Here is a 20,948-nt window from a genome sequence, read left to right on the forward strand (position 1 = left end):
CCGTCATGCGGTGGGCAGTCCACCGAATGCTCGCAGGAACCTGTCCGTATGCACTCTTGCCCAGCATTCGTTCTCGGCCCGGCCGGGCGTTCCGTTGCTTTTGGCTAGCCGGGCATGGCCGATCATCGCTTCAAGCCAGAAGCACGCCGATTCTTCTATGTCGTCGAAATGCGCTTCCCCCGTATCCACTCCCGCCTGAAGGACATTCCTTATCGCTTCGAGGGCTGTGGCATATGAGGCGCCGCGCGCGGTCGGACCGTCATTTCCAGGTTCTTCATCGAGCCAGTCGATCAGGCGCTCGTAAAGCACGCCTTCGTCCGAGAAGAGGAGGTCCAGCACGGAACTGGCTTGCAGGCACAAGGCATCGCGGAACGGCAGGCCGCGGGTGATCTCGCGGATCGTTTCCGCGCGTTTTGCCTTCCGGCGTTCCAGCAGGGCTTTCATGAAGCCGCGCTTGTCGCCGAAGCGTGAATAGATTGTGGGCTTTCCTGTTCGCGCCGCGCGGGCGAGTTTTTCGAACGAGAAGTTTTCGAACCCGCCTTCAAGCAGCATGGCCCAGCCGGTATCGAGTATGTGATCGCTCAGCCGTTCAGCTTCGGCAGCACTGGGGCGGCCACGCCGCCCGAAAAGCGACCTAGTGCACGAGGCGCTTCTTGTTGCGCCGGATGGCGGTGCGGATTTGCTCACGACGCCGCTTGATGCGATCTTGCGCGCGTTCGCGGCATTGCACGGGGCAGGCCATTTGCAGCCCTTCGCGATACGAATCTATAACCCAGCGCGACGCGCCAGCCAGCCAGTCCATCTCTCCAATCCTTCTGACCTGTTGGTCTTGAATCGAAGAGTGCCGCAATTCCTGAATTTGTCAAGGATGGCATGGGTATGGGCAGGGTGGTCACGATGCACCGTCTGGCTGCGGCGCGCGCCAGCCAAGCCCCAGCGCTTTGGCTACCGCGATAAAGTCGGTCGTCAGGCCCGCGCGGGCCTGCACCGCACCAAGCTGTGCCTGAAGGGTCTGCCGGTCGGACCCCAGCGCATCGCCAAGACTGGTCGTCCCGGCCGCCGCGCGCTGGTGTTGCAATCCCGCGGCATGGCTGGCCTGCTGTTCGCTTTCCAGTGCCTTGGCGAACGTCACGCGCTGGCTGCCGAACCGGGTCAGCGAATTTTCCGCATCCTGCAGCGCGCCCAGCACCGTCTGGCGGTAATTCGCTTCGGCTTCGGCATAAGCGCCCTTCTTCACGCGGACCTGGGCTTTGTTGCGTCCGCCGTCGAACAGGGTCCATGTCAGGCGGGGCAGGGCAATGCCCATCAGCGTGCCGGGATCGAGCATGTCTGCAACCGCGCTGCCGCCAAGGCCAAGCAATCCCATGAAGCTGATCTTGGGCAATCCTTCGGCCATCTGCGCGCCAACGTCCGCATTGGCGGCGGCCAGCCTGCGTTCGGCGGCGCGGATGTCGGGCCTGCTGGCGATCAGCCGCGCGGGATCGCCCACGGCGACTTTTGCAGGTGGCAGGGGAACGGGTGCGGCCTGTTCCAGAACGGCGTCGAGCGCGCCGGGCGCCTGCCCGGTCAGGACGGCAAGCTGGTCTTTCAGAACCTGCACATCGGCGTGCGCGGTGGCGAGATCGCCTTCGCTCTGCGCGCGCTGCGCATTCGCCTGGTCCGCCACCTGTTTCGGCGCGGTCCCGCGCCTGAAGCGCTGATCGGCCAGTTGCACCAGCTTGCGGTCGATCTCCAGTTGCCGGGCAAGGACACTTTCGGCGGCCTGTCTGGCGCGCAGCGTGACATAGGCGCGCGCAACTTCGGCCGATAGCGATACCTGAGCATCGGCAAGGTCCGCTTCGGCGGCCTGTGCCTTGTCGCGGGCGGATTCGATCTTGCGCCGCGTGCCGCCGAACAGGCTCAGTTCCCACGACGCGTCGAAGCCGAGGCTGTAGGAATGGATGTCGGTCCGGCCGCCTGCGCCGGGATTGAGCAGGTCGGCGGGCAAGTTGGCATAGGGAACCGTTACGGACGTACCGACCGAAGGGATATACGCCGTCTTGTTCGCGGCAAGCCCGGCGCGCGCCTGCGCGATCCGCGCGTTGGCGACGGCGATACCGGGAGCGTCGGCAAGCGCGTCTGTCACCAGCTTGTCTAACACGGGGTCGCCAAGCGCCGTCCACCAGTGTGCGGCAGGCGCCGCATCCGTGGCCCCTTCCGGCGCGCGCAGGAAATTGCCGCGCGCGGCGGCTTGCGAAGCGACCTTGGGCGGCCCGGCATAGTCCGGTCCGGCCGCGCATCCGGCAAGCGAGGCCAGGACGAGCGCCATCGGGAGGGAGCGGAGAAGGGAATGTTTGCGGTTCATCAGTGCATCGCCACCTGGTGCGCGCCCTTTGGCAGGGGCTTGAGGAGGAAAACGAGGGGGAGGGTCAGCATGATCGCATAGACCATCACCGTGAAGTCGTCGGCATAGGCCATCGCCAGTGCCTGCCTGCTGACCATCCCGTCGATAGAACGAAGCGCCGCGGCAATGCCTTCCGGGCCTCCGCCGAACTGCGCGGCCTGCTGGTGCACCCATGCCTGGACCGTGTCCGAATTGGCCTGGAGCGTGGAGTGGAGGCGCCAGCGGTGAAACTCCAGCCGGTTGTCCTGCAAGCTGGCGAGGAGGGCCAGGCCGATCGAGCCGCCCAGGTTCCGCGCGGCGTTGAACAGGCCCGACGCGTCCGATGCGTCCTCGGTCGATACGGCGGCAATCGCGGCCTGGTTGAGGAACATCATGCTCAAGACCTGACCGACGCCGCGAACCAACTGCGAATCGGTGAAGGCCTCCCCGGTGGATGCGGCTGTCAGCGAGGTGTCGAACCAGCATGACAATGCCATCATCAGGAAGCCGAATGCCACCGCATAACGCAAGTCGACGCGCGCGATCAGGATTGGCACGATCGGCATCATCAGCATCGCCGGGATGCCCGAAATGAAGACCACCTGGCCCGCCTGCAGCGCGTTGTAATCGGCCAGTGCGGCCAGAAACTGCGGAATGACGAACGAGATGCCATAGAGCACCACGCCGATCACCAGCGCCATGACGAAAACCGCGAAGAATTCTCGCTGGAACAGCAGGCGCAATTTGATGACTGGCCTTCGTGCGAAGATCTGCCCTGCGATAAGCAGGCCGAAACCGATCGCCGTTACGATCGTCAGTTGCCAGATCAGCGTGGACTGGAACCAGAGTTCGCGATGTCCTTCCTCAAGCACGACCGTCAGCCCGCCAAGCCCCAGCGTGAGACCGGCGATGCCCATCCAGTCCGCGTCGAACAGCTCTTCCCATTCAGGGTCGGATTTTTGCAGGCCAAGCAGCAGAAGCGCCATCAGCACAAGGCAGACCGGCACGTTGACGAAGAACGAATAGTGCCAGGAAAGGTGCTCTGTCAGCCAGCCGCCGATCAGCGGCCCCAGAAGCGGGCCGAGGATGACGGTAGAGCCGAACATCGCCGTTCCGATCGGCTGCTGGTGCCGTGGAAGGCGGGTGGCGATGATGGTCATCGCGGTGGGGATCATGGCACCGCCGGTAAAGCCCTGTCCGATCCGCCCGAAAATCATCATGCCAAGGTTGCTGGATAGCCCGCACACGACCGAAAAGATCGTGAACAGGACGGAAGCGATCAGCAGGAACCGGCGAAGGCCGAACACGCGCTCAAGCCAGCCGGACAGCGGAATGATGATGATTTCGGCGACGAGATAGGCTGTGGCGATCCAGGTCGCCTCGCTGGAGGTCGCGCCGATTTCACCCTGGATCGTGGGGAGCGAGGCGTTGACGATCGATATGTCGAGCGTCGCCATGAGCGAGCCCACCGCGCCGGCCGCGACGGCCAGCCACGCATATATCGATGCGTTCTGTTCGTGGTGCACCGCCTGTGGCGCACCCGCGGAACCATCGCCGGGAAGGGCGGCAGCCGTGCTCACTTGTCGGCCTTCGCCTGTTCCTGCTTGATCTTGTCGATCGAATCCCTGGCCGAGCGGGTATCGACCGAGACCGTGACCGACAGGCCGGGGCGCAGCACCTTGCGCGATTCCGGGCCATCGTCGATCGAGATGCGAATCGGAACGCGCTGGACGATCTTGGTGAAGTTGCCGGTCGCGTTCTGCGGCGGGATCAACGAGAAGTTGGCCCCGGTTCCCGGCGTAAGGCTCTCCACGTGGCCGTGGAATTCGACGCCGGAGAGCGCGTCGACCTCGATCGTCACGGGCTGGCCGGGACGCATCAGGCCGATCTGCGTCTCCTTGAAGTTGGCATCGATGTAAAGGTGTTCGGGGACCACCGTCATAAGCCGCTGGCCGGGCTGGACGAACTGGCCCACGCGCACCGTCTTGCTGGCGACCTCACCGGGAATCGGCGCGGTAAGCGTGGTTTGCGCAAGGTTGGTGCGCGCGTTGTCCGCCTGGGCCTTCGCGGCCTCGATCTGGGCGGACGACTGGCCGACCTGCGCCTGCACGGCGGCGATCCGATCGCGCGCCTGCTTGAGCGCGGCCTGCTTCGCGGCGACGTCTGCGGCGGCCTTGTCACGGCTCGATTTGAACTGGGCGAGCGTTTGTGCCGGTTCGGCTCCGGTCGCGGCGAGGGGGGTATAGCGCGCGACTTCGCCCTTGAAATAGGCAAGATCGCGCTGCGCGGTGGCCAGCGCGGCCTGCGCCTGCGCGACGCCGGACTGCGCTTCCGTCACCTGCGCGCGGTTGGCCGCTTCGCCCGCGCGGGCAACGTCGATCTGCGCCGTCGCCTGCGCAAGGTTGCTGTTGTAATCGGACGGATCGATCTGGACCAGCAACGCGCCTTTGCCGACCTGCTGGTTTTCCTTGACCGGAACCGCGCGCACGAAACCGGACAGCTTTGACGAGATGTCGACGCTGTCGGCCTTCACATAGGCATCGTCGGTGGACTGGAAATAGCGCCCGTTCGTTTCGTATTTGTAGAGTTCCCATGCGCCGATCACCGCCGCAATGGCGAGAACACCCATGAAAATGCGCCCCATGCGCTTGCGCTTCGCGTTCCGTGCGGCGCGATCCGCCTCGTCTTCGGCATCTTCGTCTTCGAAATCCGGTTCGGCGGAAGGCGTCTGCGCGCCCGGGCCTTGCGCGGTCGCGGCGCTGGTTTCGTCTTCGGGGCGATCGGTGTCGTTCGGATTGGCCATAAGCGGGATCTGTCCAGATTAAAACGAAACGGTTTCGTTCAGTTATTGCGCCGCACAATTGGCGTCGGAATGGAGATGTTGCAATTGAAAATTTTGCAATCGCAGTTGCGCGCGGGCAATGGCTGCACTCGCAAGCTGCCGCCAGCGTTGAAATCCGGCAAATGCAATAGCGTTCCCGTGCAGACGAATGCGCTGGTTCGGGTGACCGGCCGGAAACCTGGCCGACCAAAGTTCAATGTTGTTCCGCCCCGGCCTGTGCGATGGGCTTGGCGATTTGGGGAGAACCGAGAGGACGCATATGCGCCATACGACCAGACTGATGACCGCGGTGACCGTTTCGCTTGCCGCCATGTCCATTGCCGGATGTTCGGGCAAGGCGCCCGACGCGCAGGCGACCGCGGCAGCAGCGGCGGCTGCGGAGGCCAGCGCGATGCCGGCGGAAGAGGCCTCTGCCGCGCCCGAGAGCTATGCGTCGGCAAGTGCTGCGGCAGAGCCGGCAGCACCCGCGCCAACGCCAACGGCAAAGCCGGCTCCATCCCCGACGCCAAGCGCATCGGCGACACCGCTGGCAAAGGCGTCTGCCAAACCCAATACCAATACAGCGCCCAAGCCCGAATCCACACCGTCGCCCGCAGCGAAAGTTGCCGATGCAGAGCCGCTTGCCCCGCCAAAATCGTTCGCGCGCTGCGCGGTTTGCCATAATGCGGCAAAGGGGGCGGCAGCGAAGATCGGTCCAAACTTATGGGGCGTCTATGGCACCAAGGCCGGTGAGATCGCCGGTTACAACTTTTCGGACGCGCTGAAGGCATCCGGCCTGACCTGGAACGAGGCCGCTCTCGACAACTGGATCGAGGCGCCGATGAAGGACGTTCCGGGCACATACATGAGCTTTCCGGGAATCAAGGATCCGGCCAAGCGCGCCGAAATCATCGCTTACCTCAAATCCGCCCGATAACCCTCTCCCGGGGCGGATAAACGAATGCCCGCGTCACGCAGATCGTGGCGCGGGCATTCTCTTTTGGGCGCAATCCGGTGTGCGGCCGCGTCGGTCAGTCGTTTGTGCGGAACACGTTGGGCTGGATGTCGGTGAACCTGGGAACGTCGCCCATCACGTCGGCGGTGCCGGGGCTGCCCATTGCCTTGTCGATCGATGCCTGGTCGGCGAACCGCAGGATCACCATCGCCGCGTAGGGCTGCGAATCGTCGGCGGGAAACAGGATTTCCGCTCCGGTCAGGCCGTGTGGTTCCCACGTCTTCTGTGCGAGCGGCACGTGGGTTTTGGCATAATAGTCCGCATCGAACTTTGTGCCCCCGCTGCGCGGGTATGAAACAACGATACTTGCCAAGGCTTCCTCCTCTTTATGGAAAAACGGTGTTCATTCGTGAACGCGTGCCGGGATGGCCGGAACAAGCTTTCCGCCCGCGTCGTGCCATCCATCGATTCCCTCCGCCAGCCACCAGACACCGGAGAACCCCTGGCTGGCAAGCCGCTTTGCGGCGTTCCAGCCCATCCAGCAATCGCTGCGGCAGAAAAGGACCACCGGGATGGAGGGATCGCGGCGGCGTGCCTTGCGCACGGCCGCAACAAGTCCGCGCCACAGGACGGGATCGGGCGAACCGCGCCCGGCCTCCGGATGCCACAGCGCGCCCGCAATCGTGACATGGCTGGCGGCAAGCCGCCACGCGCCGGTGGTGGGATCGCGCACGCCGCCCTCCGCCGGAAGCACGTCGATAAACTGCGCGTCCTTGCCAGGGTGGAGCAGCATGGCAGCGGGCAGGGCAAGCCTGGCCGCCGGTGCCGGATCGCGCGTGACGGGTGCGCGATAACGCGCCGCGCGATAGCCCGCGGCATTGAATTCACCGGCTGACGATGGGTCCGCCCGCGTTGCCGAATGCGGCAGCAACAGCGCGGCGGCGGCCAGTATCGCGGTTGTTGCACGCATCGTTTCCTCCCGCGCTGTTTGCCCGGTCATTCTCCGCCCGGTCATTCTCCGAAGGTGCAATGGTAGAGCGAAGCGGGGCCAGGCTACATTGTTCCTTGGTCCGATGCGAAAACCTGCACTCCTTCTGCTGGCATTCCTTTGCACGATCGCGCCCGGTCTTGCGACTGCTGCCGGCTATCCCGCAGACCCGCTCAAGTCTCCGATGTGGGATATGCACGCCAAACGCTTGTTCGGCGGTGCGCCTGTGGTTTTCGACAAGGCCCTGAAGATGGAAATGCCGGTTCTGGCAGAGGATCAGCACGTGTTTCCGGTTGCCGTCGATGCCACCGCGCTAAAGGACGTGCGGCGGATCGTTATCTTCGCAGACCTCAACCCCATTCCCGTTGCGCTGGATTACACACCGGTGCGCGCTGCCGCCTATGTCGCGACGCGCATCAAGCTGGACCAGCGAACGCCGGTACGCGCGGCCGTGCTGACCGCTGACGGCACGTGGCACGTCGCGGGTAACTGGGTGGACGCAGCGGGCGGGGGATGTTCCGCGCCGCCGCGCGGGAGGGTGAAGGGCGACTGGGCGGAACATCTGGGCGAGATGCGCGGCGAGGCATGGCAGGAAGGCGGCCACGTGCGCCTGCGATTCACCGTGCGCCACCCGATGGACACCGGCCTGGTCGAGAATGTTCCCGCCTATAACCTCGATGCGATGACGGTGCGCGATGCCGCCGGAACGGTGCTTGGCAGGATGGTGCTTTACGGCGCGCTGTCCGAAGACCCCGCCTTCACGCTGGCGGTCGATCCGTCGCGTCCCGGCCCCATTTCCATCAGCCTGCACGATACCAACGGGCGCGAGTTCGAAGGCAACCTGCCAGATGGCGGGGGTTCGAAGTGAGGGTTTGGCCGGGCAGGCTGATCGCGATTTTCGCGCTCTTTTTCCTGTGGTCCGGCGCGCTGCGTGCCGAGCCTTTTGCCGGCACCTATGCCCCCTCGGCAACGAATATCGCACCCGGTGTCTGGCTGGTGCGCGGCGCTGACGAGCCGATCCGCTTTTCCAACGGCGGGGCAATCGCCAACTCCGTGATTCTCGACAGTGCGCAGGGTGCGATCCTAGTCGATTGCGGGCCATCGCTTGCCTATGGCCGGGCACTTGGCGCACTGGCGCGCAAGGTGACTGGCAAGGCCGTCGCGCGCGTGTTCGTCACTCACCTGCATCCCGATCACATGATGGGATGCGGCGCCTTCGACAGGCGGATTGTGGCGGCGCTGCCGGAAACGATCCACGGCATCGAAGAGAACGGCAGCGGCTATTCAGATGCAATGTTCCGCATTCTTGCCGGCTGGATGAAAGGCACAGAGGTTGAAGTGCCGGGGATCGTGTTATCGCCGGGCGATGTCTCGTTCGGCGGGCGCAGGATCACGGCATGGCGCTTTTCAGGCCACTCCCGGTCGGACCTTGTGCTGCTTGACGAGGAGACCGGCACGCTGATTGCCGGGGATATGGTTTTCCATGATCGTGCGCCCGCCACGCCGGACGCTGACCTTTCCCTGTGGGAGCGAAATCTGGATGCGCTGGCGAAGATTCCGCACAAGCGTATCGTGCCCGGCCACGGACCGCTGGACACAGGCGAGGAGGGCGTTGACCAGACGCGCGCATGGCTGGTCTGGCTTGACGGCTCGCTTCACAAGGCGGTCGCGGATGGGCTGGACATGACCGAAGCCGGGCAAATTCCGATCCCCGCGTCGCTGTCGGCAATGGCTTTCGGCCGCTATGAACTGCAACGCAGCGTATCGCACTTCTATCCGCGCCTTGAAGACCAGCGCTTCCCGCGCATCGGTGGCGGATAAGGATTGGTCGCGTGGCTGCTTAGTTAGGTGTGTGTTCGACCTAAAGGTTGACGTTCGGGAAGCGACGCGGTTGCGGAGGTTGCGCATTTGCCCACCCCGTTGCGACTAGCACCGCCTTCAGCGGCGCAAGTCTCGCTCCCCTCCCGCTTGCGGGAGGGGTTGGGGGTGGGCAAGTGTGCAACGGCCGCCATCCCTTCATGCCTGCCATTCACGTTGCCTAAAGCGAAACGGCCTAAAGCGAAACGGACAGGCTGACCGTCAGGCGTCGCGGTGCGCCGGGGGCATAGGCGCGTGGATCGTTCGCGCCCGGTGCTTCGGTGAGGGCGATATCGCTCACTTCGCTGAACGTGCCGAAGGTCGCGTAATGGCGGTCGAACAGGTTCGAAACCCCCGCTTTCAGCGTTATGCCGCCGACAAGCGTATAACGGGCGCCCAGGTCAACGACTGCGAAGCCGGGGACAGGCGCATTGTCGTTGCCTTCGTCGCCGATCAGCACTTGCGAGGATTGCGCGCGCAACCCGGCCGACAAGCCCATTGCGCCTTTCGAATAGGCGATCGAAAGATTGGCGGTGTGGCGGGGAATGCCGGGTATCCGGTCTCCTGCCATTACCGCGATTGATCCGTTTGAGTCCGCTGCCGGGTTAGCGGGGCTGCTGATCGTGAAACCTTCGCGGAAGCGCGCGTCGGTGAAGGCATATCCGGCATTGATGCGCCACGGGCCTTTCGTCCACGTCGCGCCAAGGTCGACGCCCTGTCGCCGGCTGCGGCCGCCGTTGATGAAATAGGCGCGCCCGCGCACGCCCGAGGCGACGTGGCGGATATCGTCGCTTGCATCGCTGCGCCACACGTCGATGTGCCACTTGAGCGCGTCCGCACCACCTTGCGCGCCCGCCGACCAGCGCCGCGCGACAACCTGCCGCAGCGGCGGGTCTGCCACGAAAAAGCTGGCGAGGGCGCAGGGCGCTTGCGGATCGGCGCAGGAAAGCTCGGCGGGAGTCGGTGTCCGGCTGGTTTCGGCATAGCCTGCATTCAGCGAGACGCGCGATGCCAGGGCATAGTCGAACTCGACAGAGGGGTTGAGCCGGCGGAACGTGTGCGCCCCGTTCAGCGCGGTGCCGATGCGGTCTGTCAGCCTCACGTGGTTGGCCGCCCAGCGTGCACCCAGTTCCACCCGCAAGCGGCGCGACAATGGAACTTCGGCGCTGGCGAACAGGGCAAAATCGCTCATGTCCGATTGCACGTCCACCGGCGTGATGCTGCCATCGGCCGAGGTAATGACGGGGCCGAGACCCGAAATAACCCGTCCGTCGCCAAGCTCGCCCAGCTCCGAACCGGCGCGGAAGCGGGTGGATGCGCGTTCATACGACAGACCGATTGCGATGCGGCGTTTGCCGCGTTCGGTATCGCGCTCGTCCAGCAATTGCAGCGCGGCGCTTTGCGACCGCGTCAACTCGTCGCCGCGATTGATGACCGCGTATTCGTCGATTCCCGGCACGGTTGCCAGCGGTGCGCCGCTGGCGTTCAGCAAACGCTCGGTCAGGTTTCCGGCATTGTCTGCCAGGCACAGGAAACCGGCATCCGTTTCACATTGGCCGAAATCCGCGAGATCGCCGTTCGAAGACTTGCGACGGATCCAGCTCGCCGCAAACGCGCCTTCAACGCGCGTGCTTTCGGTCAGCGCAAGCCAGGGCAGGGCGGCAATGCGGGCATAGCGTGTGCGCGTGCTGTCGGGCAGGGTGAACACGGCGTTGTATTTCGCGTCCAGAAGCTGAACCGGGGCGACGCCGTTGCCGCCAAGATCGGTGTCGGCGGCGTTTACGCGGACCGTCATGCCCCAATTCGCGCGGTCGATGCCGCCGCTCAGCGCAAGGCGATAGATCTGCGATGGGCTGGAAACGCGCCAGCCCGGATCGTTCACAACTTCAGCGATGGCCAGCGCATGTCCGCCATCGCCCGACCAGCCCAGGCTGGCGCTGCCGCCCACGCCGCCGATCCCGTCAACCCAGCCGCTGGCGCGCACGCCGGGCAGGTCGCGCCCCGTCGCGCTTTGCAGAAGCAGCACTCCGCCCAGCGCGTTGCGTCCATAGACCGGGCTTGCCTCGCGCACTTCGGCGCGGACCAGCGCGGCCTGCGGAACAAGGTCCAGCGAAAGCGTATCGCCAAACGGCTGGTTGAAGCGGATACCGTCAAGATAGACGGCAATACCCTGCTCGGTCCCCTGCAGGGCCGAAACCGTATAGCCGCGCCACGAAATTCCGACCTGCCAGGGGTTTCCTTGCGGATCGGACAATGTGATGCCCGGAACCTCGCGCTGGAGCGTCGCCGCGATGTCGGGACGCGGGGCGTCTTCCAGAACGGAACGGGCGATGCCATCGGCCTCGTCGGCATCGATGGCACCGCCCGGTGCGGTTACGACAATGGGATGGGCCGGCGGCGCGTTGCCGGCGGCCGTTTCGCTTCCCGCCGCGCCTGCCAGCACGGCCGCCAGGGCGGGAAGCAATCCGGTCACATCATCCGCTTGAGGATGTCGTCCTTGACGACGCGGTGGTGATAGATCGCGGCGGCGATGTGCAGCACGATCAGCGCGATGGCGATGAAGCCCAGGATCTCGTGCCCTTCATGCGAAATTCCGGTGATAGCCATGTCCTTGGTTACCGCCAGCTTGGGCCAGGGGATACCGAACAGCGCGATCGGGTATTTGCCGGCCGACGAGAAAATCCAGCCGGTAATCGGCATCGCCAGCATCAGGAAATAGAGCGCAAGGTGCGTAAGCTTGGCGATCACCACCTGCGATTGCGGCATCGTGGCCGGCCAGGGCGGCATCTTGTAGGTAAAGCGCCAGAGAATCCGGATAACCGTGAGGATAAGCACCGAAAGCCCGAAAGACTTGTGCCACGTCATGACATTCCACGCTTTGGGCAGGCTTTCATGCGCGAGGCCAAGAGCGAGGTTTACGATGATGAGGATCGCGATGATCCAGTGCAGCGCGCGGGCCACGGCGTTATAGCGGGCAACGGCATTGGCGGTGGTCATGGTCAACGGACTCCGATCTTGAACCCGACCCACAGCGTGCGGGGCACGCCAAGGTCAATCGACCCGTCCTGATTGCGGGTCACCACCTTTTCATCCGTTATGTTCTCTCCGCGCAAGACCAAAGACACCGATGGCACGATCGGAATGGCGAAATACGTATCCAATGTGGTGTAGGCCGGCAGCACGTTGGTCTGCAGGTCGTCTTCGTATTGCTTGCCGATGTGACGCAACGTGGCCGCCAGTGTCCAGCCTTTCGCCGGGCGCCAGGCAACGGTTCCGCTGGCCGCGATCTGGGGCGTCTGCGCGGGGCGATACCCGTCAAGCGCGGCGGCCACGCCGCTCGCTTCCACTGTCGCGTCCGTATAGGCAAGCGAGCCGTCGAACGAGATCGTGCCGCGTGAAACGTGCGCGTTCAGTTCCAACCCCCGCGCGTGGACGGCATCCAGGTTCCGGCGCTGGCGCAGGTTGGTCGCAATCGTGACATTGGCGACGGCGTGCTTCACGCGGTCGTCGAATGCCGTTGCCGAAAGCATGACGCCTTCGGCCGGCATGACGTCCACACCGCCTTCAAAGCCGACAAGCCGTTCGTTGCGCAGGTCGGCATTCGCCTCCGTTACCACGGGGAACACAACGAACGGGCGGTAAAGCTCGTTCAGTGTCGGCATACGGATGCCGCTATAGGCCGCGGCGCGCAGGCGCACTGCCTTGGTCACGTTGAAGACCGCGCCGCCACGGAAAGTGGTGTCCCAACCGTCGCGGTCGGCATAGGTGTTGTCGGTGGTGATCGATCCGTTGGGCGCGCGTTCGATGTAGTGGCCGCCGCGGATCGTCCAGCGATCGGTGCGCACGCCGCCGGTCAGGACGACCGGGCCGATGGTCCAGTCGTCTTCAAGGAAGAACCCCAGGTCCGTGTTGGCGCCGCCCGCACGGCGCATGGCGGTCATTTGCCCGCTGAAAGCGGAATAGGGCTGTTCCTGCAATTCGCCGCTGGACTTGCGGTAATCCGTACCGATGCGCAGCACGTGCGCATCGCCGACCGGCGGGCGCAGTTCGAACTTGCCGCCAAGGCCGGTCGAAGGCGTGGCGCTCTGGTCCAGCACTTTCACGAATCGCGTGGATGAAATGACGACGTTGGCGAAATTGCGCGCCTGGACATAGGCCAGCGCATCGAACTTCCAGTTCCCGCGTCCGACAAGGCGGATGCTCGCGTCCTGGCCGGTCGAGGCACTGTCCGCACCCTGGAAGCGCAAGGTTCGATGGTCGGAAAAGCCGGAAACCTTCGCCTGTAGTTCCACCGTATCGGTCAGCGGGGCGACGGCCCTTGCACCTATCGACCACTGGTCGAACTTCGCGCGGGCGCTGGCGGGCACGCGCTGGTCTTCCGGTGTCGTCCAGAACCCGCGGCCCCGGTTCCACTGGCCGGAAACCACGGCAAAGCCTTCACCCAGTTCGGGCGCGAAGACGCCGGAAAGCTGCGTCTCGCCGCGGTCGTCAACCAGCGCCTGACCGCTGAACAGGCCGATCTGGTCGGGGCCGGCACTCGCCATGTCGATCACGCCGGATACCGCGCCCGAACCGAACGCCCCGCTGCCGCCGCCGCGCGTTACGCGGACAGCGGCGATCTGTGCGGGATCTATCGCGGAAAACGGGATGTAGCCGAAGAACGGATCGGCCAGCGGCACCCCGTCGAGGATCACGCTTGCCCGGCTTGTCGCGTTGCCGCCCAGCGCGCGCAGCGTAACGCCCTGTGCGCTGGGGTTTGACGATCGGCTGTCCGAGCGACGGAACTGCTGGAACCCTGCCGCCGAAGACAACACGTCCTCGATTCGACCAGATGCGGCAAGATCGATCTGGTCCTTGTCGATCACCTGCACGTCATAGGCGGGCGTGGCGGGCGTATCGTCCAGGCCATAGCCGGTTACGATGATCGGCTGTTCGTCCGCTTCGTCGGCGTGTGCGACGCCCGCACTTGCGACCAGCGCGATCAGCGAAACGAAGGCCCGCGCCTGCAATGTTCCCGCCCGTCTGGCGAAATTACGATCCATGGCGCCGCTTCCCTCCCGGTTTCCATGCCTGATATCGATTCACGGCGCCGCTTCTCATCCGTCTAGCTGACATGGGCCTGACGGTATCGGCGCAGATGCGTCGGCGGCCACGTTTCCGTGGCCGCCTGTTGCGGGCCTCCTAGACGCTTGTTGCGCCTTCGTCAGCCCTGACATTGCGCGGATCGGCGTCGCACGGTTTCATGTGCATCGCTTCAGAAGAACAGGATGCCGCCAAGCGCGAGCGCATCGCTCTTGGCCTCGTTGCCGTTGTGCGCCTCGGCCTTCGAATGCACATATTCGCCGATCAGCGTGACCCAGCTTGTCATGTTATAGCGAACCTGTCCCACCCAGCTGGAATTCTTGCGCACCAGCGTGGGGTTGGCGAGCGCATCCGCCGCGTTGGCATAGTCGAGGAAGCTGGCGCCATAGCTGCCGCCGATGCCGATCTTGCCGAACGTCGCCAGCGCCTGGGCATAGAAGCCGTGGCTGTCGCGCGGATTGCCCACGGCATCGGTATCGAGCAGGTTGAGCACGGTCGTGCCAAGCCCGGTGGCGTTGTAGTAATAACCCAGCGCCGCAATCGGCCCCACGGTGATCTTCGCCCCCGCGTCGAATCCGCGCCCGGTATAACTGACGCCCGAGATCGTATCGTGCTTCTGGGTGATCCCGGACAGCCACAGGTGCGCGGCGATATCGCTCCACTTGCCGTCATAGGTCAGCTTGCCCTGAAAGCCGGGCTCCGAATTGCTCTGTGCCGGGGCGGTGAGCGAGGCCAGCGGCTGAAACACGCCGGCGGATGCCTGGAATCCGCCGAAGCTGGGCGTGGTATAAGTGATCTGAGGCTGGAAATCGGTGTAGATATAGCCCGATCCGATCCGGCCCAGCGTGGTATTCGCGGGCGCGACGTTGCCGCCGGGCGAGCCCGACGAAAGCAGCGTGATGTCGTTCAGGATCGCGTCGGAACCGAACAGGCCGATGTCGCGACCGATCTTTACCGTGCCAAAGCCCTTGCGACCGAGCGTAAGGTAAGTCTGGCGGAAATCGATGCCCGCGGTGGCAAGCGCGGTCGGCTGGCCGCCGTTGTTGGCGCCGAGCGGTCCCCATGCGGCAGAGTTGATGCCCGGATACATCCCGAAATGCGCGCCCACGTCCCAGCCGCCCTGGGTCGTCGTTACGTCAACCTTGAGGAAGCCCGGCAAAAGGCCGTTGCGCACCGCACTGGAGTTGTTGCCGCCGACATTGGCGATGCCGCCCGCGACGGCCGTTGTCGCGCTTGCCATATCGGGATTGTCATGGACATAGAAGCCGTTGACCGATCCCGAAAACGTGATCGTCGCATCACCGACTTGGAAGCCGATGCCACTGTCGGTCATGTGAACCACCGTCTTGTCGTCGAGCGCGGCCTGGGCCTGCTGCATGGCCGGTGCAGGCGTGGCGGCAGCCTGTGCGGCCTTGGCTTCCTCGGCCTGTTCCTCGTTCAGCAGCGCCTGGTATTCGGCGTCATCGAGGATGCCCTTGTCGTGCAGTTTCTTGAGCAGCGCCTCGCTGGTTCCGGCGTATGCGGCCGGGGCCGTCACGGCCATGACCACGATGGCGGCAGTGCCGCCCAGCAATGTCTTCCGGAGCATCGTATCCCCCATTCGTTGAACCCGCCGTCTGATGCGGCGGGATGAGGATGCGCCGGTGCCGGGGCGTCTAGAAATTGGACTTTGGGTAATTGTACCTTGGTCGCAAGACCTTGGTAGAAGACGCGCGCGCTCAGGACGATTTCGCGCGATGCGGTCAATCGACCAGTGCGATTCCCCACGGACCGTTACCCGCCGGTATCGTCTGCGTGACCTGCATCCGGGCAAGGTCGACAACTGATACATCGTCGCTCATCCCGTTGGCGACGAGGGCGGTCTTGCCGTCCCTCGTAATGGCTAGATGCCAGGGACGGCCACCGACCTTCACGTATCCCTTCACCTTGCGGCTGGCGACGTCGACCAGTGCAATGTTGTCGGCACGGCCCAGCGCGATCACGGCGGTCTTGCCGTCGGGCGTGAACTCTATGCCGCAGGGAAGCACCTTGTAACTTGCCGCGCCCGGAGGCGCGAACGGCATCGTCGCGATAACGGCGCGCGTTGCCGTGTCGATCACCTGCACCACGCCCGCCGCTTCGGCAGCGACCCAAAGTTGCTTGCCATCGGCGGTAAACACCACGTGGCGGGGACGGGCCTCTGTTGCCGTTGTCGCGACCGGCCGGTGGGTCGTCAGGTCGATCCAGCTGACCGTGGAATCGTCTTCGCTGGTTACCACCATCCATTTGCCGTCCGGGCTTTCGGCAATGCCTTCGGGCTCCTTGCCCACCGGCACCTGCCAGGCAACTTTGCCGCTGGACAGGTCGATCGCGGTCGTTGCCGCATCGTTTTCGTTGGCGACGAACAGCAGCTTGCCATCGCGCGAGGGATAGAACTGTTCGGGGTCCTGTCCCGACGGAAGAATCTTGGTGCGCTTGCCCGTTGCCCGGTCGAAAACCTCCACTTCGTTGTCGGTCCCCGCGGCCACGAACACGGACTTGCCGTCGCGCGAAACGGCAATTCCTCGCGGTCGCTGGCCGACCGGCCATGTGGCGATCGCCTTGCCGGTGCCAACGTCGATCACCGTCACGGAGTTGCCGTGCTCGTTCGACACATAAGCGGTTTCGGCAGGCATCTCGGCCCGGGCGGCTCCGGCATGGGCCAAAAGTGCAAGGCACAGCCCGCCAGTCATGGGAATCCTCTTCATTGCGCCAGATTATCCCTGTTGCAGGCCAATCCCATAAGACCAAGGTACAATGTCCGCGCTTCGCGGGTTGGCCATAATCGGTGGCGCAAACAACGGGCCGGGACGGGGAAGGGGAGCCGGGCGGTCCACAAGTGCCACACCAAAGCATGGCCACACGAAGGATGCCGGATATCATGAACGCCAAGTTTCGTCGCGGCGCGCTCGCCGCCGCCGCGCTCACCTTATCGCTGACCGCCGCGACCCAGCTCTGGGCGCACGGCAACGTCACGCCGCAGCCGGTCGATACCAGCGCGCTGCCCGATATTCCGGGCGGCAACGATCACTGGGTCGAACACAATCCCTATCGCGGCAATCCCACCGCCATCAAGATCGGCGAATCGGCCTATGGCCAGAACTGCGCCCGCTGCCACGGGCTTGAGGCGATATCGGGCGGCATCGCGCCGGACCTTCGCCTTCTGGAAAAGGGCGACACCGGCGATGAATGGTTCATCTATCGCTACCAACACGGCTCTGTTCGCGACGGAAAGGTCTATATGCCGCCGCTTGGCCCGATCCTTGGGCAGAAAGCGGGATGGGCCATCCGTTCGTGGCTCGAAACCGTCCATACCGACGATTGAGCGGAGGCGGCTGACATGACCATGCGGCGGCACGTCATCGCCGGGCTGGGGGCCGCCATCGCGGCCTCCGTCCTGCCGCAGCAATCGCTTGCCGCGCCGCTGGCCAAGGTGAAGGAACTGGGCGTCCTGCGGGTCGGGGTCTATAAGGACAACCGGCCATGGTCGTGGGATGACAAGGGCACGCTGCGCGGGATCGATGTCGACCTTGCGAAGGCGATGGCCGATGCGCTGTCCGTGAAGCTGGACATTGTCGAGTTCATGGCGGGCGAGGATCTGTCCGACGATCTGCGCAACGTCGTGTGGCGCGGCGGACTGCTGGGCTTCAAGCCGTGCGACGTGATGATGCACGTGCCCTTCGATCGCAAGTTGCAGATCGACAACGACCAGGTCGTATTGCTCGCGCCCTATTACCGTGAAGGCTTCGCGGCGGTTTGCGGGAACGAGCAGGCGGACTGCGAAGTGCCGCCCGCGCAGTTCAAGGGCAAGCGGCTTGCGGCGGAACTGGCCTCGATCCCGGACATGTACCTGATGGGCAGTTTCGGCGGCGTGCTGCGCTCCGACGTCCATCATTACGACACAGGATACGAAGCGGTCGCATCGGTGGGTACGGGCCAGTCCGACGTCGCCGTTGCAACGCGCGCGCAGGTGGAAGCCGCGCTGCATGACATGGCCAATCCCGCCGTGAAGCGCCGCAAGGGACCGTTGCAGGCGATCATGTCGCCGGGGTGGGACATCGGCATAGCCGTAAAGGACAATAGCCGGACCCTGGGCGACGCGCTCGACACCATCGTGACAAAGCTGATCGCGGATGGCCGCATGGCGCGGATTTTCGCGGCGCACGGCGTTTCCTGGCATGCGGCGCTTGCCGCGTCCTGACCGCAATCGGACAGGGCCGCTTGGCCGAAGGTCCAATTGCTGGCTGCCCACCGGGGGATAGGTTCGTAACTGCAATTTGGGGAGGCCGGCGCACATCGGCTGCGACGGCGGTCAAAGCCACGATAACAGGAGGGCTAGGATGAAGGGCAAGTTCAAACTCGGCATGGCAGGCGTCGCAACGCTTGCTCTTGCGGCAACCGCCATACCGGCGACGGCGGCCGAAGACGGGCCGACCAGCGCGCAGTTGATGAATGACGCGAACACACCGGGCGACGTCCTGACCTATGGCCTCGGGCCGCAGGCGCAGCGTTTCAGCTCGCTGTCGATGGTCAACACGTCGAACGTGAAGCATCTGGTTCCCGCCTATGCGGCGTCGCTGGGCGGCGAGAAGCAGCGCGGGCAGGAATCGCAACCGCTCGTCTATGACGGCATGATCTATGTGACGGGTTCGTATTCGCGCGTCTTCGCCTTCGATTCGCACACCGGCGAAAAGGTGTGGGAATATGACGCCCGCCTGCCCGACGGCATCATGCCGTGCTGCGACGTGGTGAACCGCGGCGCGGCGATCCACGGTGACAAGATCATCTTCGCCACGCTCGACGCGCACCTCGTCGCGCTGGACCGCAAGACCGGCAAGGTCGTGTGGAACAAGAAGATGGCCGATTATCAGGCCGGTTATTCGGCCACCGCCGCGCCGCTGATCGTCAAGGACATGGTGATCTATGGCAACTCTGGCGGCGAATTCGGCATTACCGGCGAAATCCAGGCGCGCAACGTGGATACCGGCGAACTGATCTGGACGCGCCCGACCATCGAAGGAAACGTGGGCACATTGAACGGCCAGCCCAACGGCATGACCGGCAAGCTCAACGCAAGCTGGCCCGGCGATACCTGGAAGACGGGCGGCGGCGCGACCTGGCTGGGCGGGACATACGATCCCGAAACCAACCTGATCTTCATGGGAACCGGCAACCCCGGCCCGTGGAACAGCCATCTTCGTCCGGGTGACAACCTTTACACCAGTTCCACGCTGGCGATTAACCCGGACACCGGCAAGATCGTCTGGCATTACCAGACCACGCCGCACGACGGCTGGGATTTCGATGGCGTGAACGAATTCATCCCCTTCGACGCGAAAGTGAACGGCAAGGAGATGAAGCTGGGCGCGAAAGCGGATCGCAACGGCTATTTCTATGTGCTGGACCGCACCAACGGAAGGCTGCTCAGCGCCAGCAAGTTCGTGATGGAAACGACCTGGGCCAACGGAATCAACCTGAAGACCGGCCGCCCGAACTATGTCGCCGCCAACCGTCCGGGTGCGCCCGAAGGCGGCGGGAAGGGCACGTCTGTCTTCGCGTCGCCCAGCTTCCTTGGCGGCAAGAACTGGATGCCGATGGCCTATTCGAAGCAGACCGGGCTGTTCTACATCCCCTCCAACGACTGGGGCATGGACATCTGGAACGAACCCATCGCCTACAAGAAGGGCGCGGCCTACCTGGGCGCGGGCTTCACCATCAAGCCGATCGCGGAAGACCATATCGGCGCGTTGCGCGCGATGGACCCGAAAACCGGCAAGATCGTGTGGACCTACAAGAACAAGGCTCCGCTGTGGGGCGGCGTGCTCACCACGGCGGGCGACCTTGTGTTTACCGGAACGCCCGAAGGCTATCTGAAGGCGTTCGACGCGAAGACCGGCAAGGAACTGTGGAAGTTCAATACCGGTTCGGGCGTTGTCGGCTCTCCGATCACCTGGGAGCAGGACGGTGAGCAGTATGTTGCCGTCATGTCGGGCTGGGGCGGCGCGGTGCCGCTGTGGGGCGGAGAGGTTGCCAAGACCTTCAAGGAGATCAGCCAGGGCGGAATGCTCTGGGTGTTCAAGCTGCCCAAGAACTGACCCTGTGTGAACCATGGGGCGCGGCGGCAAGCTGTCACCGCGCCCCGAATTCTGGCATGACCGCATGAACCTTATGATGAGCCCGCTACCAGATCTTTCGCAGGGACCGCTTCCCGAGCGGGTCCTTATCGTCGACGACCATTCGCTGGTCCGCGACGGACTTCGCAGTGTGCTTGCGGTCAGTTTCGACGGCTGCGAAATCCTTGAAGCGGGGAGCTTTTCCGAAGCGCGCGAAATCCTGGCCGGGCATGACGACATCGACCTTGTACTGCTCGACCTCAACATGCCCGACGTCACGCGCCTGTCGGGCCTTCAGGCCCTGCGCGAAAGTCATCCGGCGACGCCGGTCGTGATGGTGTCGGGCGCGATGGACCGGGTGACGATCCATGACGCGCTGGCCGCCGGCGCGGCCGGGTTCGTTCCCAAATCGCTGAAGCGTAATGACATTATAGACGCGCTGCGCCATGTCATGGCAGGCGAAATCTATGTGCCCGAAGTGTTCGAGGCAGACGACGAAGGCGCGCGGGAGGAAGCATCGATCCGCGAAAGGATCGATTCGCTGACCCCGCAGCAGCGCGTGGTGCTGCGCCATCTTGTCGACGGAAAGCTCAACAAGCAGATCGCCTATGAACTCGATGTGTCGATGACGACGGTCAAGGCGCACGTTTCCGCGATCCTGCAAAAGCTCAACGTATTCAGCCGCACGCAGGCGGTTATCCTTGCAAACCGGGTCGGCTTTACCGGCTGACGGGCAAACCGCCCGCTCGCGC

The 20,948-nt window shown here is 64.3% G+C and carries 19 protein-coding genes; 7 read left to right on the plus strand and 12 right to left on the minus strand.

Annotated features, from left to right (window positions below; genetic code table 11):
• Positions 1-3: 3 nt before the first annotated feature.
• The 5 genes from RXV95_RS08590 to RXV95_RS08610 form a co-directional block, all read right to left on the minus strand.
• A complete protein-coding gene (locus tag RXV95_RS08590; RefSeq protein ID WP_338465642.1) occupies positions 4-687 on the minus strand; it encodes a TetR/AcrR family transcriptional regulator in 684 nt (227 codons plus the stop codon).
• Positions 635-802, minus strand: a complete 168-nt coding sequence (locus RXV95_RS08595; RefSeq protein WP_338468629.1) for a hypothetical protein — start codon at positions 800-802, stop codon at positions 635-637. The genes RXV95_RS08590 and RXV95_RS08595 overlap by 53 nt, the downstream gene beginning before the upstream one ends.
• Before the next feature lie 90 nt (positions 803-892).
• Positions 893-2,344, minus strand: a complete 1,452-nt coding sequence (locus RXV95_RS08600) for an efflux transporter outer membrane subunit (RefSeq protein ID WP_338465644.1) — start codon at positions 2,342-2,344, stop codon at positions 893-895.
• Positions 2,344-3,888 carry an MDR family MFS transporter gene (locus tag RXV95_RS08605; RefSeq protein WP_338468535.1) on the minus strand — a complete coding sequence of 515 codons (1,545 nt, stop codon included), beginning with the start codon at positions 3,886-3,888 and terminating at the stop codon, positions 2,344-2,346. The genes RXV95_RS08600 and RXV95_RS08605 overlap by 1 nt, the downstream gene beginning before the upstream one ends.
• A 50-nt stretch (positions 3,889-3,938) precedes the next feature.
• Positions 3,939-5,165 (minus strand): HlyD family secretion protein, encoded by a 1,227-nt coding sequence (locus tag RXV95_RS08610; RefSeq protein ID WP_338465645.1) that lies wholly within the window; start codon positions 5,163-5,165, stop codon positions 3,939-3,941.
• Positions 5,166-5,463: 298 nt separating this feature from the next.
• Between RXV95_RS08610 and RXV95_RS08615 the strand changes: the two genes are divergently transcribed.
• Positions 5,464-6,120: a c-type cytochrome gene (locus RXV95_RS08615; protein ID WP_338465646.1), complete on the plus strand. Its 657-nt coding sequence runs from the start codon at positions 5,464-5,466 to the stop codon at positions 6,118-6,120.
• 94 nt (positions 6,121-6,214) lie between these two features.
• Here the strand turns inward: RXV95_RS08615 and RXV95_RS08620 are convergent, their stop codons facing one another.
• The gene (locus tag RXV95_RS08620; RefSeq protein WP_338465647.1) at positions 6,215-6,511 is read right to left on the minus strand and encodes an EthD family reductase; all 297 of its coding nucleotides are present in this window, start codon (positions 6,509-6,511) and stop codon (positions 6,215-6,217) included.
• 30 nt (positions 6,512-6,541) lie between these two features.
• The gene (locus tag RXV95_RS08625; protein WP_338465648.1) at positions 6,542-7,108 is read right to left on the minus strand and encodes a rhodanese; all 567 of its coding nucleotides are present in this window, start codon (positions 7,106-7,108) and stop codon (positions 6,542-6,544) included.
• Between the two features lie 103 nt (positions 7,109-7,211).
• Between RXV95_RS08625 and RXV95_RS08630 the strand changes: the two genes are divergently transcribed.
• Positions 7,212-7,994, plus strand: coding sequence for a quinoprotein dehydrogenase-associated SoxYZ-like carrier (locus RXV95_RS08630; protein ID WP_338465649.1), 783 nt, complete (start codon positions 7,212-7,214; stop codon positions 7,992-7,994).
• Positions 7,991-8,947, plus strand: coding sequence for a quinoprotein relay system zinc metallohydrolase 1 (locus tag RXV95_RS08635; protein ID WP_338465650.1), 957 nt, complete (start codon positions 7,991-7,993; stop codon positions 8,945-8,947). Before RXV95_RS08630 ends, RXV95_RS08635 begins: the two co-directional genes overlap by 4 nt.
• 232 nt (positions 8,948-9,179) lie before the next feature.
• On the opposite strand, the gene RXV95_RS08640 is transcribed toward RXV95_RS08635, so the two are convergent.
• The 5 genes from RXV95_RS08640 to RXV95_RS08660 all read right to left on the minus strand — a co-directional run bounded on the left by RXV95_RS08640 (position 9,180) and on the right by RXV95_RS08660 (position 16,791).
• Positions 9,180-11,456: a TonB-dependent receptor gene (locus RXV95_RS08640; RefSeq protein WP_338465651.1), complete on the minus strand. Its 2,277-nt coding sequence runs from the start codon at positions 11,454-11,456 to the stop codon at positions 9,180-9,182.
• Positions 11,453-11,980 (minus strand): cytochrome b, encoded by a 528-nt coding sequence (locus tag RXV95_RS08645; RefSeq protein ID WP_338468536.1) that lies wholly within the window; start codon positions 11,978-11,980, stop codon positions 11,453-11,455. The genes RXV95_RS08640 and RXV95_RS08645 overlap by 4 nt, the downstream gene beginning before the upstream one ends.
• 2 nt (positions 11,981-11,982) lie before the next feature.
• Entirely contained in the window at positions 11,983-14,025 is a 2,043-nt protein-coding gene (locus RXV95_RS08650) for a TonB-dependent receptor (protein ID WP_338465652.1), read from the minus strand.
• A gap of 212 nt (positions 14,026-14,237) precedes the next feature.
• Positions 14,238-15,653, minus strand: a complete 1,416-nt coding sequence (locus tag RXV95_RS08655; RefSeq protein WP_338465653.1) for a porin — start codon at positions 15,651-15,653, stop codon at positions 14,238-14,240.
• 154 nt (positions 15,654-15,807) lie between these two features.
• On the minus strand, positions 15,808-16,791 hold the full coding sequence (locus RXV95_RS08660; protein ID WP_338465654.1) for a PQQ-dependent catabolism-associated beta-propeller protein: 984 nt from the start codon (positions 16,789-16,791) through the stop codon (positions 15,808-15,810).
• Between the two features lie 173 nt (positions 16,792-16,964).
• Here RXV95_RS08660 and pedF point away from each other — a divergent pair, with 173 nt between their 5' ends.
• From pedF to RXV95_RS08680, 4 genes are all read left to right on the plus strand, one after another.
• Entirely contained in the window at positions 16,965-17,408 is a 444-nt protein-coding gene (gene pedF, locus RXV95_RS08665; protein WP_338465655.1) for a cytochrome c-550 PedF, read from the plus strand.
• 15 nt (positions 17,409-17,423) lie between these two features.
• Positions 17,424-18,284, plus strand: coding sequence for a transporter substrate-binding domain-containing protein (locus RXV95_RS08670; RefSeq protein ID WP_338465656.1), 861 nt, complete (start codon positions 17,424-17,426; stop codon positions 18,282-18,284).
• Positions 18,285-18,423: 139 nt separating this feature from the next.
• Positions 18,424-20,178 carry a methanol/ethanol family PQQ-dependent dehydrogenase gene (locus RXV95_RS08675; protein WP_338465657.1) on the plus strand — a complete coding sequence of 585 codons (1,755 nt, stop codon included), beginning with the start codon at positions 18,424-18,426 and terminating at the stop codon, positions 20,176-20,178.
• Between the two features lie 64 nt (positions 20,179-20,242).
• Positions 20,243-20,926: a response regulator transcription factor gene (locus RXV95_RS08680; RefSeq protein WP_338465658.1), complete on the plus strand. Its 684-nt coding sequence runs from the start codon at positions 20,243-20,245 to the stop codon at positions 20,924-20,926.
• Positions 20,927-20,948: the final 22 nt, after the last annotated feature.

The sequence above is a fragment of the Novosphingobium sp. ZN18A2 genome, assembly GCF_036784765.1.
GTDB lineage: Bacteria > Pseudomonadota > Alphaproteobacteria > Sphingomonadales > Sphingomonadaceae > Novosphingobium.

Coding starts and splice junctions, on each gene's coding strand:
- RXV95_RS08645 (WP_338468536.1), bottom strand. CDS start 11,980: ATGACCACCGCCAATGCCGTTGCCCGCTATAACGCCGTGGCCCGCGCG.
- RXV95_RS08610 (WP_338465645.1), bottom strand. CDS start 5,165: ATGGCCAATCCGAACGACACCGATCGCCCCGAAGACGAAACCAGCGCC.
- RXV95_RS08615 (WP_338465646.1), top strand. CDS start 5,464: ATGCGCCATACGACCAGACTGATGACCGCGGTGACCGTTTCGCTTGCC.
- RXV95_RS08675 (WP_338465657.1), top strand. CDS start 18,424: ATGAAGGGCAAGTTCAAACTCGGCATGGCAGGCGTCGCAACGCTTGCT.
- pedF (WP_338465655.1), top strand. CDS start 16,965: ATGAACGCCAAGTTTCGTCGCGGCGCGCTCGCCGCCGCCGCGCTCACC.
- RXV95_RS08670 (WP_338465656.1), top strand. CDS start 17,424: ATGACCATGCGGCGGCACGTCATCGCCGGGCTGGGGGCCGCCATCGCG.
- RXV95_RS08650 (WP_338465652.1), bottom strand. CDS start 14,025: ATGGATCGTAATTTCGCCAGACGGGCGGGAACATTGCAGGCGCGGGCC.
- RXV95_RS08660 (WP_338465654.1), bottom strand. CDS start 16,791: ATGAAGAGGATTCCCATGACTGGCGGGCTGTGCCTTGCACTTTTGGCC.
- RXV95_RS08625 (WP_338465648.1), bottom strand. CDS start 7,108: ATGCGTGCAACAACCGCGATACTGGCCGCCGCCGCGCTGTTGCTGCCG.
- RXV95_RS08600 (WP_338465644.1), bottom strand. CDS start 2,344: ATGAACCGCAAACATTCCCTTCTCCGCTCCCTCCCGATGGCGCTCGTC.
- RXV95_RS08680 (WP_338465658.1), top strand. CDS start 20,243: ATGAACCTTATGATGAGCCCGCTACCAGATCTTTCGCAGGGACCGCTT.
- RXV95_RS08595 (WP_338468629.1), bottom strand. CDS start 802: ATGGACTGGCTGGCTGGCGCGTCGCGCTGGGTTATAGATTCGTATCGC.
- RXV95_RS08630 (WP_338465649.1), top strand. CDS start 7,212: ATGCGAAAACCTGCACTCCTTCTGCTGGCATTCCTTTGCACGATCGCG.
- RXV95_RS08655 (WP_338465653.1), bottom strand. CDS start 15,653: ATGCTCCGGAAGACATTGCTGGGCGGCACTGCCGCCATCGTGGTCATG.